6 protein-coding genes and 1 pseudogene are annotated in these 14,567 nt (G+C 36.8%); 2 read left to right on the top strand and 5 right to left on the bottom strand.

The genetic code is table 11. From position 1 onward, the window contains the following. Nucleotides 1–113 precede the first annotated feature (113 nt). The 5 genes and pseudogenes from H6F32_RS12435 to ftsH all read right to left on the bottom strand — a co-directional run. Nucleotides 114–683: pseudogene (locus tag H6F32_RS12435) on the bottom strand (Uma2 family endonuclease); the annotation flags it as partial. A gap of 267 nt (nt 684–950) precedes the next feature. Then, a complete protein-coding gene (locus H6F32_RS12430; RefSeq protein ID WP_190369652.1) occupies nt 951–5,090 on the bottom strand; it encodes an Eco57I restriction-modification methylase domain-containing protein in 4,140 nt (1,379 codons plus the stop codon). A 582-nt stretch (nt 5,091–5,672) separates the two neighbouring features. Beyond that, entirely contained in the window at nt 5,673–6,245 is a 573-nt protein-coding gene (locus H6F32_RS12425) for a transposase (RefSeq protein WP_190369651.1), read from the bottom strand. Nucleotides 6,246–6,528: 283 nt separating this feature from the next. Beyond that, complete coding sequence (locus H6F32_RS12420; protein WP_190369650.1) at nt 6,529–9,381, bottom strand: helicase-related protein; 2,853 nt, start codon at nt 9,379–9,381, stop codon at nt 6,529–6,531. A gap of 317 nt (nt 9,382–9,698) precedes the next feature. After that, nucleotides 9,699–11,618 (bottom strand): ATP-dependent zinc metalloprotease FtsH, encoded by a 1,920-nt coding sequence (ftsH, locus tag H6F32_RS12415; RefSeq protein ID WP_190369649.1) that lies wholly within the window; start codon nt 11,616–11,618, stop codon nt 9,699–9,701. 747 nt (nt 11,619–12,365) lie between these two features. Between ftsH and H6F32_RS12410 the strand changes: the two genes are divergently transcribed. Together H6F32_RS12410 and H6F32_RS12405 are read left to right on the top strand one after the other, a co-directional pair. Further along, nucleotides 12,366–13,418, top strand: a complete 1,053-nt coding sequence (locus H6F32_RS12410; protein WP_190369648.1) for a dipeptide epimerase — start codon at nt 12,366–12,368, stop codon at nt 13,416–13,418. Continuing rightward, nucleotides 13,402–14,445: a DUF1611 domain-containing protein gene (locus H6F32_RS12405; protein ID WP_190369647.1), complete on the top strand. Its 1,044-nt coding sequence runs from the start codon at nt 13,402–13,404 to the stop codon at nt 14,443–14,445. The genes H6F32_RS12410 and H6F32_RS12405 overlap by 17 nt, the downstream gene beginning before the upstream one ends. Nucleotides 14,446–14,567 lie beyond the last annotated feature (122 nt).

Below are 14,567 nucleotides of genomic sequence, written 5' to 3'. Positions count from 1 at the left end.
CTTCTTTGAGAAGTCCGGGATCTTAGTCGGGATCTTAGTCGAGAAGTCCGGGATCTTAGTCGGGATCTTAGTCGAGAAGTCCGGGATCTGGTGGTATGTGGAGGAAATTTAGGAATTAAACCAGCACGTTGAAAAATAAGATGCGGTGTAATTTCTAATTCTGGTAATACTTCATGGCTAATAATTTCGTTTTCTCTAAAGGTTATAGGTAGAGAAGATATTGTAAAAACTGTGATGGTTTGAGATATTGTATCTATAATCCAAACTAGTAAAACTCCTGCTTTTAAATAATAGGTGGCTTTGTCTATCATGTCTCCAAAAGTTTGTCCAGGTGAAATAATTTCAATGACTAATTCTGGTATAACAGGACAGGCCTCATCTTTTAACCAGTCCGTAGGAAGACGGTTATAAGATACATAGGTTAAATCAGGTACGGGTATCCAGTCTTGATTATTTTTGGTTAATTTTATCCCCCATTCTATCACAACGCGACCTTTTTTTTCCGCCCATGTAGATAATAAGATAAATAATGATCCTGTGATGGAACTATGGAAAAATTTAGGAGACATTTGATTATTTTTATATTTAGGTACAGCTTTACCATCAACAAATTCATAAATAGTATCATTTTGAGGAAGTGCGAAAAATTCTGCAAGAGTGAGTTTATTTTTTAGTTGCATCATAGTTTGTTTTTTGTCTAAATCAGGATGTCCAGGATTTGAGGATTTACAGGAGGTTAATTTGGGGTTTTAGATACCGGACTTCTTAAAGAAGTCCGGTATCTGGATATCCAGGATTTGAGGATTTACAGGATGTTATTGATAAGTTATTGGTGAATATTTAAGATTATAAAATATAATTATCTTGATTCAGACAAAATAATTACTGGGTAAAAATTACATCCTGTACATCTTTTAATCCTGGTTATTCTGATTTGTGACAATTAAAAATTACATTCTATCCCACGCTTCTAATACTAATCTTTGGGTTCTATATTCTCCATATTGTTTGATTTCATTGTTCTTTAATACTCTAAATGTTTCACTGGGAAATTCTGCACCATACACATCCGCAGGATCTAATATATATCTCAGTTCATCGCGGGTTAAACCATAAAGTTTGGCGTAATATGCGTCCAATTCGGCGCGAATTAAGGCGCGTTTATTGGGATTCCAAATGAAGGGTTCTCTGTTGTATCCCATGTCTTGTGCGAAGGGTTGCATATCCCAGGATGTGTAGACTAATTCTAATACGCGGGGGGTGATATATTCTATGTCTTTTTCTGTGTATTTTTCTGGGGGAATTACTGGAAGTTGTTTGACTATGAAAAAGTTCATGTGAGTTCCACCAACTTTATGACGAGTGACAAAATCAAAAGTTAGTGAACAAAAATTAGCTAATAAACAACTGATTAATTTTGCTTCTTTAACATCTGTTAAAATTACAGGAGAATTATTACCAATTCCAACTTTAGGTAATAAGCTAAAAATTGCAGTACGTTCATTAGTTGAATTGGTAATATCTCTAAAACCTAACAACCAATTTTTATCCCACTTTCCAGCTAACTTATTCTCAACTTCCTGTTTATCTACCCAATAACGAGGTTTAACAGAAAAATTTGGATTTTGTAAATCATCTATTGTAGCTGGTTCTATTTCTCGAAAATCTGTTTGATTACTTTTAAGCATTTCTTCTGTATAATAACTGTGACGATGATTATATATATAAAACATTTTCGCTTCATATAATGGTACTTTCAGATACCGGACTTCTTTAAGAAGTCCGGTATCTTGGGGATCTTGGGTGTGAAATAACCCGCTATCATTAGCCATGTCAAACATACGCATAAATGAAATACCCCAAGGGTTAATTCCTGTTTTCTCATTTTCTAAAACTGGCACATTTTGATATATCTTTTTAGTCAATTCCGCATCTTTGTTAGTTCTAAACATAGGACAAGAGCCAGTATTAGGACTTATGAAATTAATATCTTTTGAAGATAAAACAATTATTTTTTGTTTATTATTTAAATCATTAACTTGTTTAGACATAAAAGAAAAATAGATATTATTATTTACACTTTTGGAAATATGGAGAATAGAAAATCTTGTTTTTGTGTGCAACGCTGTAAATAAATGTCCTCTATTTTCAAAATCATACAAACTTGCTAAATTCTGCTTTTGAATTAAATCACCAAAAAACCGTTTACAAGTATCATCAGTTGCGATACCCGTAGGAACAATCACCCCTACTCTACCAAGATCATTAATTAAACATCTGGTAGTTTCCGCAAACACAGCATAAGTATTAATATCACCCACAGCAGTTAAAGGAAATCTCCCTGACTCCCGAATAAACTTACTTTGTGCTTCTGCATCATGTTTAGCATCCTCAAAAGATTGGGCTAAAGCTGGATTTTTCTTAGGTAATTCCTTAATCAACTTTTCCCGCGCTGCTTTATTTTGGGCGTTAGCAATATCCAAATTACGAGAAGCAAAAAACTCCTTTTCTTGTAACTTAATTCTCTCCCAAGGAGGATTACCTAAAACACAACTAAAACCGCCATCCTCAAAAACTTCAGGAAACTCCAAAGGCCAATGAAAGAAATATTTTTCCCTTGCTAAATTATTCGCAGCATCAATTAATTTTTGATTAGTTAAATTACCATTTAAAACCTGAACCAAAGCCGCAGTAGTTGGCAACAACTGTAAATTCTGTTCCGTCAACGTCATAAAAAACGCCGCAGTCCATAAATTACAAGCAGAAAAATCACGCCACCAACCGGGAATTTTTCTCAACTCTTGATATTTTTCCTCCTTCTTTTTCACATCTTGAGGAGTAGATTCTGTAAAATCTGCCAACTCTCGCGCATTTCCTATATACTTATCTCGTTCAACTTCAATATTATTAAACAGTGATAATTGTCCTTGTAAATCTGTACCACGTTCTTTTTTATTGCGCTTTTTAACATCCGTAGATAACTTTTTATCATCACCAGTTACAGCCTTAAAAGCATCCTCCGGAATACCTTCATTTAAACAATCTAAATCCAAAACACCAACAAGAGAATTACCGCATTTAATGCGATGATCTAAAAAATTCAATGGCCTACCAGTGGCAAAACCTTCAATCCATAAAGCCACCTTACACAAATCTACTGCCAAAGGGTTCAAATCTACTCCATAAATACAATTTTGAATCACATCCCGTACAGCTTGACGTAAAGGTTCGGGCGCTGGTTGTGCTTCCCCGGTTCTCACTTTAGCTAATTCTTTACCTATGCGTCTTGCTGCTGCTAATAAAAAATGACCTGAACCACAAGCAGGATCTATAACTTTAATACTTAATAATGCTTGTTCTTGGGAGGAAATGACCTCTCCCCCAGCCCCTCTCCTGAGAGGAGAGGGGGGTAAAACAGAAGAGGGGGGTATCACAGAAGAAGGCGATAATGCAGGAGAAGAAGGTAATACAGAAGAAGCGGGTAAGATATTCTCCCCCTTCCCTTGTAGGGAAGGGGGTTGGGGGGTTAGGTTCTTCAATTTATCTTCTATGACTGGCTCTAACGCGGTTTTAATTAACTGTTGTACAAGTTGGGGAGGTGTGTAATAAGAACCTGTGGTTTTTCTATCACTTCCAGATACTAAAATAAACTCAAAAATGCCGTTATTTTGTCTAATTTGCGGATTAAAATCTAATAAACTTTCATAGACACTACCCAACTCTTCTACATCTAAAGCGGCATAATTTACCCGGCGTAATTGTCCCTTATCTTCATATAAAGAGAGATGTTTAATAGCTAACAATAAATCATAATTATCAATACCACAATTATCTAAATCTTGTAAAGTTTGCGAACCGAATAAATCACCATTTAAAGGAGATAAACCTAAAATTTCACCTCGCCAATTTTCATTAAAAAGTTGAAAAGTGACTCGTAAACCTTGCCAAATATCTTGAAAACCTTCCCGACGAAAATAGGGACGTTCTGCTAATTCTCGTAAACGTTCAATGCTATAATATTCAAGATAGATTCTGGCTTTTTCTGGGTCATTTTCTGTTAATAATAAATTGCGAGATTCAGCGACCATTAAAAATAATAAACGGTAGATTAACCTTAATAATTGACGATAATACCTAAGATACCGGACTTCTCTAAGAAGTCCGGTATCTGAAACTTCTCCAAGATACCGGACTTCTCTAAGAAGTCCGGTATCTGAATACAGAAGTCCGGTATCTGAATACAGAAGTCCGGTATCTGAATACAGAAGTCCGGTATCTGAATACTGCAAAAAACCATTTCCTAACAGGATCAATGCTTTTTCCACACCTATCCGCAGTTTTTCCCTAACTCTTCCGCCTTGTTGTAAACTTTCTTGATGGTAATATTCTAATAGACATTTATCCGCATCCTCCGCAGTTTCCGGTAAACGAGAACGATGGAACAGCCGATAAAATATCGAAAATTCAGCGAAGTTTTCACCATTAAGGATTTGTTCTAGGTCAAATTCAATATAGGTATTACGAGTCATCAGGGAAGAGTCACGTAATAACCGCCAGCGAAAACCGTTGGTAACTATAGCCCAAAGATGCTCAGTCTTGTTAAGATATTCTTGTACTAAACTATGGGCAGATAAGCGAGGATTACCACTAGGAGGACGTTTATCAAGTTCCAGACGGCAACCGATAATATGAATAGGTGGGTAATTGGTAATTAGTAATTGGTGATTGGTAATGGAAGGGTCAGGTTTTGATGCAGCGCGATGAGAAATGGCGTAGGTTTGATTATCTACCACTTCTGCTTTAGGAGTATATAAGGGAAAATACCCAAGACGACGTAATAAAGGAACTACCCACACCTCACGGGTGATACTGGTAGCGGTATCTTCTGTACTGAGTTTATTTAATTGATAGTTAAAATCTGTCCAATAGGCTTTAGCATAGCCCCAAACAATGGCAATTTCATCTTCTAATTTATCAGATTTAGGTAATCCAAAATCTTCTGGAGTTTGACCTTTAATATTAGCAGTTAATAGGTCGTTGGTGATATCTGCCGCTAGGAGATTTCCTTGAAATTGAATAGCGGTTAACATAGATTTAAGTTGTGTATTTATTATTGGTTTTCAGATCCCGGACTTCTTTGAGAAGTCCGGGATCTTGTGGTGGGGCGTTCAGATCCCGGACTTCTTTGAGAAGTCCGGGATCTTTTTAGTATTTTAGTTGAGAAGTCCGGGATCTTGGGGATCTTGTAGTGGGGTGTTCAGATCCCGGACTTCTTTGAGAAGTCCGGGATCTTTTTAGCATTTTAGTTGAGAAGTCTGGGATCTTGGGGATCTTGTGGTGGGGTGTTCAGATCCCGGACTTCTTTGAGAAGTCCGGGATCTTTTTAGCATTTTAGTTGAGAAGTCCGGGATCTTTTTAGTATTTTAGTTGAGAAGTCCGGGATCTTGGGGATCTTGTAGTGGGGCGTTCAGATCCCGGACTTCTTTGAGAAGTCCGGGATCTTTTTAGCATTTTAGTTGAGAAGTCTGGGATCTTGGGGATCTTGTAGTGGGGCGTTCAGATCCCGGACTTCTTTGAGAAGTCCGGGATCTTTTTAGTATTTTAGTTGAGAAGTCCGGGATCTTTTTAGTATTTTAGTTGAGAAGTCCGGGATCTTGGGGATCTTGGGGATCTTAGTCGTCATCAAGTAGCAGTTTATGAAAGTTATCGCTATGGGGTAATTTGTCATCTGTTAAAAATTTTCTATATTCTGTTTCATTATCTATTTCCATTTTAATATAGTCCATTTTAGGTAGTTTTCCTGGTCTTAGTCCTGCATATTCTAAATAACTGGAAAATTCCCATTCTTCTATTTTATCAACTATTCCCGCTTTGATGGGGTTTAAATGAATATAACGGACAAGATTAATTAAATATTCTGTTTCCGCAACATGAATATTTTGAAAACGTCCTTGAAATAATACTCCTGAACGATTAAACCTTTTATTAATTGCTTTTGTATAAGCTACGGAAAGTGATTTCATTGCGTCAGATAGGTTTTCATCTTTTAAATATAGTAGAAAATGATAATGATTGGGCATTAAACAATAAGCTAAAATATCTACATGATTGATAAGATATAGTTTGATTAGTTTTAAGAAATATATATAGTTATCCTGTTCAAAAAAAATGTTTTGACGGTTGTTTCCGCGATTATAAATATGGTAAAAATTATCAGTTTTTAATGGTGTTTTTCTTTGTGGCATTTTTACATCTCCTTGTGGTGTTTCAGATCCCGGACTTCTTTGAGAAGTCCGGTATCTTTTTAGTATTTTAGTTGAGAAGTCCGGGATCTTGGGGATCTTGTGGTGGGGTGTTCAGATCCCGGACTTCTTTGAGAAGTCCGGGATCTTTTTAGTATCTTAGTTGAGAAGTCCGGGATCTTTTTAGTATCTTAGTTGAGAAGTCCGGGATCTTGGGGATCTTGTGGTGGGGTGTTCAGATCCCGGACTTCTTTGAGAAGTCCGGGATCTTGGGGATCTAGTCTGGTTATTTAGGTTGTAAAATATACACCCCTAGTATATCTATGGGTAATAATGATCTTACTTCAATATAACCCTCTTGTGTGATCTTCCTCACACGATTATGACATTGTAATAGATACTGCGATCGCTCTTTTGCAAACTTTTCTAAATCTGGGATTACTTCGTCTAAACGTTCTAATAGTTCTCCTATTTCTCCTTGAGGATCAACAGCATTACCTACTGAATTAGCTTTTTCTAATAAACCCTTAGAATCATCAGCACTTAACCAAACTGGATGGGATGGTGGTCCAGTAAAACCAATTACCGCACATTCTTCACCTAATAACTCATGTTCTGGATTATTTTCGTCCCCTTGCTTAACCCTACTACTAGCTTTTTGCTTGAGTAAATGACGTAACCGTAACAAAAACAAAGTAGTGCGTTTTGTCACCATATCAGTAACAGTCATTCCACATCTAGCGGCTTTAACGTCACCATTATTCAGTAGTGCGTTTTCTAGGATAAACCGGGCTAAACCTTCCACCAAAGGATGATTTCTTCCCACATATTCCACCCCTTCTGCTACTGGAGTTGTAAAACTCATCAACCTTTCTTGATCTCCTAAAATTGGTTGTAGAAATAGAGGGATATTTTTCAATAACCACCCTTGTTTTTTCTGAATTAAAGAACAGGATAAACGCTGACAAGCAGTAGTTACAAATCTGACTAAATCTTCCTCACTACCCAAAATTTTATCTGATTCAATTAACTCCTGTTCCACTTCTGTAGGTTTAATAGCACGTTGGGCGAAACGAGTCCTACTGATTTTTTCCCGTTCCACAGCCTTATCCAATTGTTTATTAATTTGCTCAATAGCATTAATTTCTGATAAGTCTAATAAAGATAACTGTACAGCATTAGTAGAGCGATCGAACAATGACTTAAATACAGCTTCAGAAACAGTGGTGCTATCCATTGGTACAGGTACAGTAATTCCTAAAGTCTTATGTATTTGTACTGCTTTACGTATCAGCACCTCTAAAACTGCCCCATCTACTGGGTTATCTTGTCCGTAGAGTAAACAAATTTTTACATCTGTTGCTACTTGTCCATAACGATCAATTCTGCCCTCCCGTTGTTCCAAACGGTTGGGATTCCAAGGTAAATCATAATGGATCACTGCACTAAAATGAGACTGTAAATTTACCCCTTCACTCAAACAATCAGTAGCAATTAACACCCTTTGTGGATATGATTTTAAATTAGCCAGAAAAATCTCTCTTTCATCCTCTGAATGTTCTCCAGTAATAGCAATAATTCGCAAATTACCGTTTTTCTTTTCTAATTTTTGTTTTAAAGCATCTGCCAAATAATTAGCTGTAGCGATATAGCGACACCAAATAATAGGATTATAACCACTTGCTAACAAACTTTGGACATGAACAATACAAGATTGTAATTTTTGATCCTTATTACCCTGTAGTTTTTCCGCAGTTTCTATAAAATACTGTAACTTACGTTTATCCCCATCGCTATAACTTTTTTGCCCTTGTTCTATAACCATTGTTGGCGAAGTATCAACGGCTTTTTCCTGATCTACAGCATCATCAACATACACACTCATCAAACTTTCATCTAATCTTTCATCTAACTCAGATATCACATTATTATCCGTAGATTTATTGACCTGGCGTTTTAACGTGGCTATAGCCGCAGCAGGAGAGGACATAACACAACGAATCAAAGCCAATGCTGACCAGTAACGTCCTCTTCTTTGAGCGTGAGTCATATCTGCGGTAGTATTTTTAACTAAACCCCGCACAAAATCATAAACATCATCAAAGAGTGCTTTATATTCCTGGGATAACTTATAAGGTCTTTCTTCTGATATTCTTTTAGGAAAAGGGGTTTCATTGCCTAACCATAGCTTAACATCAGCCCGACGGCGTTGAATAAAATGACTGGCTAATGTATTGCGTTGTACCTCTGTGAGATCCTCAAGATACAAGTTACTAAACTCTGGTTTAATTAACCCTAACAAAGACAGAAAAGCCTCCTCTATACCACTGTGAGGAGTTGCAGTCAATAATAATAAATGGCGATTTAATTTTTCTGCAACCTGTTGAATTAATTGATAACGTTGTTGTTGAGAAGAATTTTTAATATTAGCAGTGGTGCAAGTATGTGCTTCATCAACAATCATAAAATCTGGACAATGGGTAATAAAACTAGCGCGACGACGTTCAGCTTTAGCATAGTCCAAACTAACGATAATATGACGATAATAGGCGAATATATGAGAACCCCCAGGAATAACTCTTTCTAACTTGGAAGCAGTGCCAGAACGAATAACCACCGCATCAATATGGAACTTTTCCTTTAATTCCTGTTGCCATTGTTCGCATAAATGAGGTGGACATAATACCCCCATGCGTTTTATTTCACCTCTATCCAATAATTCGCGGGCAATTAAACCAGCTTCAATAGTTTTACCAATACCCACATCATCAGCAATTAATAATCTTACCGTATTTAACCTTAAAGCCATTAACAATGGTACTAATTGATAGGGACGGGGACGTAAAGACAACCTACCCAAACAACGAAAAGGACCAGCACCACTTCTTAATAAATGTCTAGCTGCATCCATCAGTAATAAAGCTGCTGAATGATCTTGAATATTATCAACAACGGGTAAAGGAAAACTAGCAGGTTCTATAGTTTCGATGTTTTCAATTAAAGGACGATAAATACCAATAGTTTCCGATTCATTGCCACTAAGAGGACGTAAACGAATCAGGTCTTTATTTTCATCAGGTAAAATTACCCATTGACGACTGCGACAGGTAACAATAGATCCAGGAGACAGATAATTCATGTATACAAAAATCCCCGATTTACAGCAGTTTGCGTTATTATGAGGTACAGATATTAATGATAAAACCCTTGTAACACAGGCATCTTGCCTGTTCCTAGTGTACCTCATGTAGATGGAATGTGCTGTATTTTTGTAATCAGCTGTTGTGCTTTTGATTTGGATAATAAATACAAGCAAGATGCTTGTGCTACTGTAATTTCAGGTTTTTTTGCGATACAGTGAGTGCTTTTTAGGATAATAAATACAAGCAAGATGCTTGTGCTACTGTAATTTCAGGTTTTTTTGCGATACAGTGAGTGCTGCACATCAGCTTATTATTATGATCTGACTAAATTCATGGTCAATTTTTCCTCTGCAATAGTACAATATTCTCCCACTATTTGCCGGAATTTGTCACCATCAATAGTTTCTTCTTCTATGAGAATTTCTACTAAATGATCCACTAATTTCCTATTGTTAGTAATCAGGTTTTTTCCGGTTTCATAACACTGCATAATGATATCCCGAATTGCATGATCTATTTTTGCAGAAATCACTTCAGAATAATCTGTTTTACTCATACCATTACGGCGCATGAATGTTTCTTGATTAGGAGGTTCTAGGGAAAATTGACCAATATCTGACATACCGTACATTGTCACCATATCACGGGCTATGGACGTTACATATTCTATTTCTCTTCCTTCGGGTTTACCACCTCCAGAGGTAATTTCTTTAGCACCAAATACCACTTCTTCTGTCGCTCTACCAGCTAAAATGGCAGTGATAATTGCTAATAGTTGCAACCGCGACATTAAAAAGTGTTCATCGTTGGGTGCAAACCATGTTAAACCTAAAGATTGTCCTCTAGGAATGAGGGTCACTTTTTGTACAGGATCATGTTTTTCTATTAATGTTCCTACCAAGGCTTTACCAACTTCATGATAAGCAATAATTCGTTTTTTCTTACTATCTAATAGTGGTGTTCCTTCCATTCCCGCAACTACTCGATCTGTGGCATCATTGATTTCTAGGTCGGTAATGGCTTCTTTGCGTCTTCTCGCTGTTAAAATGGCCGCTTCATTGAGTAGGTTAGCTAAGTCCGCACCTGTAAATCCTGCGGTTCTACGAGCGATCGCTTCTAATGATACACTTGGATCAATTTTCTTATTTTGGGCATGAACTGTCAAAATATCTAATCTTCCTTTTAAATCAGGTACATCCACTATTACTTGTCTATCGAAACGACCAGGACGCAATAAAGCAGAATCTAATACATCAGGTCGGTTAGTAGCAGCAATAATAATAATGCCCGTATTGCCTTCAAAACCGTCCATTTCCGTTAATAATTGGTTGAGGGTTTGTTCTCTTTCATCGTTTCCTCCCCCAATACCCACACCGCGTTGTCTTCCTACCGCATCAATTTCATCAATGAATATTAAACAAGGAGCATTTTCTTTAGCTTTCTTAAACAAATCTCGGACGCGGGAAGCACCCACACCAACAAACATTTCCACAAATTCCGAACCTGACATACTAAAGAATGGTACACCAGCTTCGCCAGCGATCGCCTTAGCTAACAATGTTTTACCTGTTCCTGGCGGTCCTACCAATAATACACCCTTGGGAATACGCGCACCCACCGCCGTAAATTTTTCTGGTTGCTTTAGGAATGTGACAACTTCCTCTAATTCTTCTTTAGCTTCTTTCACACCTGCCACATCATCGAATTTTACCCCTGTTTTGGCCTCCATTTGGAATTTAGCGCGAGACTTGCCAAAATTCATCGCCTGGTTGGAAGCATTAGCAGAACGACGGATTAAAAGTAAGGCCAAAGATACCAGTAGCAAAACCCACATCATATTAAATAAGAATACCTGTGCTGCGCGATTACCAGCAGAAGAAACCTCCTCAAATTCCACATTTTGCTTTTTGAGGATATTAATTAACTCTGGATTTTGTGCTAAAAGTTTTACTCTTATCGGTGGATCTTCGGGTTTATTCCCTACCAAATAAACCTGCGCAACTTGTTCTACTTCATCTATTTTTACCTTTTTTACTTGTCCCTGTTGGGTTTTTTCAATTAACTTACTATAACTCAGTGTATTAGCTTCATTTTTTTGCGCTGCTACTGGATTTATGCCTATTATAATTGGACATACTATAAATGAAGCAGATGCAATACTCGCTAAAATAGTGCGGTGAGGTAATTTTAAAAAACTTGGTTTTTTCTGAACTTTTTTTTGCAAATTTTCCATAATAGTTACCTGTTATAGCTAAAAACTCGATTATTTTCCAAAATTGCCATATACATAAATTATAGTTGGCTAATCTAGTTTAACTGCGAAAATCGAAATATAGTGTTAGAAGTCATTACATCAGCGTTTTCTACAAGAATTACCGCAAAATATCTGATCCCATATAATTATATAGTAACAATATTAGACTGTTGCAGCTAAAGCTCAACTACTGATATATATATTTTTCAGGTTAATATTTGCCATTTTTGTAAATTAGTCATTTTATTTTACATAGGACTTACGCAAGTGTCACACTCAAAAATCTGTTTTAGGGTGCGTCAAATATCAACAACTTGGTTATTTACATGATTTATACTGTCTGATGTAGTTGGTGCGCTTGTCGAACCATACCCTACCAATGTCCCAGCTACCTAAGTTATTTCTCCTAATTCATCGAGGCAAATAACTTGGTAAGCTGTTGTGCCTTTAACTTGAATAATTAATACAAGCAAGATGCTTGTGCTACTGTAACTTCAGGTTTTTTAATTATACAGTTTGGCTGCACATTAGCTTAAAATATGCTATCTGTTTTCATTTGGGTTGGTTATTTTTGCACGCAGAGACGCAGAGGCACGGAGAGTATACTGAATTTATTTGAGTGCCTATAAATACAGGTAATTTTGTATTTATAATGGCTCATTTGTGCATTTTCATGGTCTTAAATTAACCCTAATTCATTTGATTATCCCCTATGTGACTATTTTTATGGAAATTAAATTTCAACAGTTTACGGTTAATAAACGATTTCCTTTGACAATTAGTAGAGGAACTACTTCCCAAACGACAAATATTTGGGTATCTATCACAGAAGATGGTATTACTGGTTTAGGTGAAGCATCTCCTTTTGGTGTGGGTAATTATCTTCAATCTACTCAAGATATTATACGCAATTTTCAGGAAATTATCCCCATTTTACAAAAGTTTACTCCTTGGCAACGACAAGAAATTGAACGAGAATTAACAAAAATTTCTGTACTTTCATCCGTGAAAGCTTCTATAGATATGGCATTATATGATTGGTTGGGGAAAAGTGTGAATTTACCTTTGTGGAAAATTTGGGGTTTAGATATTCAGGCGATCGCTCCCACTTCGGTTACAATTGGTATTAATTCCCCAGAAGGTGCAAAACTCAGAACTCAAAACTGGCTGGATTTAATGAATGTGCAATTATTAAAGGTTAAATTAGGTGCAACGGAGGGAATAAACGCAGATAAAAAAATGTTTTTAGCAGTTAAGGAAGTAGCCCCAAATAAGGAGATATTTGTGGATGCTAATGGAGGTTGGAATGTGGAAAACGCTATTTATATGTGCTCTTGGTTGGCAGATTTAGGTGTAAAATACATTGAACAACCATTAGCAAGAGGAGAAGAAAATCACTTATCAATTATTAAGAAAAATTCCCCCTTACCAATTTTTGTAGATGAAAGTTGTTTCACTAGTGCGGATATCCCTAAACTAGCAAATGATGTAGATGGGATTAATATTAAACTCATGAAATCAGGAGGTATAACTGAGGCTATGAGGATGGTTAATACGGCTAAATCTCACAATTTACAAGTGATGTTTGGCTGTTATTCTGATAGTTCTTTAGCTAATACTGCGGCTGCACAATTAGCACCACTAGCAGATTATTTGGATTTAGATAGTCATTTAAATTTATTAGATGATCCTTTCACTGGTGCAGTAGTTTCCGAAGGATGTATTGTACCAAATAATTTACCAGGTTTGGGAGTAAAACACCGTGCGCTTATCTCTTAATCAAAAAGTTGCTATTTTATTACACGAAGGAATCAGTGGAAATCAGGGGAAAACAGGGTTATCAATTTTACGATACTCTGAATCTCCCATTGTGGCTGTGATTGATCGTCAATCTGTGGGACAATCTTTATTAGAACTCACTGGTATTAATCGCAATGTGCCAATTGTTGCCTCTGTAAATGATGCTCTGGCTTATCAGCCAGAAGTATTAGTAATTGGAATTGCACCCAAAGGTGGTAATATTCCTGATGATTATTGGGTAGATATTCAATCAGCATTGAAAGCGGGTATGTCTTTGGTAAATGGATTACATACTCCCCTAGCAAATATACCAGAGTTACAAGCTCTGTTAAAACCAGGAAAATTGATTTGGGATGTACGCAAAGAACCTGCTAATTTAGAAATAGGCTCTGGTTTAGCTCATCATTTGCCATGTAAACGGGTTTTGACTGTGGGAACAGATATGGCGATCGGTAAAATGTCCACTAGTTTGGAATTAAACTATTTAGCTAAAGTCCGAGGTTTACGATCTAAGTTTTTAGCAACTGGTCAAACTGGATTAATGTTAGAAGGGGATGGAGTAGCTTTAGATGCAGTGCGGGTAGATTTTGCTGCGGGTGCTGTGGAACATATAGTAATGCGTTTTGGTCAACATTACGATATTTTGCAGATTGAGGGGCAAGGTTCGCTTTTACACCCTGGTTCAACTGCTACATTACCTTTAATTAGGGGATCACAACCAACACATTTAATTTTAGTGCATCAAGCAGGACAAACTCACAACCGTAATAACCCTGGTTTTATCATTCCACCTTTACCGGAAGTGATTAAAATGTATAATATAGTTGCTAGAGGAGCAGGAGCATTTAATGATGTATCTGTGGTAGGTATTTCTTTAAATACTAGATATTTAGATGAAGCAGCAGCACAAAAGGCAATTGTTAAGGTTAGTGAAGAAACAGGTTTACCTTGTACAGATCCGATTAGATTTAGTGGTGATATATTATTAGATGCTATTGTGGGATAAACAAATTCTTGGTATCTGACGCACCCTACATCTTAGCCAAGCGATCGCCCCTACATAACTATGGTGCGTCAGATTGCATAAATTATGCAAATTAGCTACATTTTAGCCAAGCGATCGCCCCT

The sequence above is a fragment of the Anabaena sp. FACHB-1237 genome (assembly GCF_014696225.1).
In the GTDB taxonomy this organism is placed as follows: domain Bacteria; phylum Cyanobacteriota; class Cyanobacteriia; order Cyanobacteriales; family Nostocaceae; genus FACHB-1237.
This window is presented reverse-complemented; position numbering and strand designations above follow the sequence as displayed.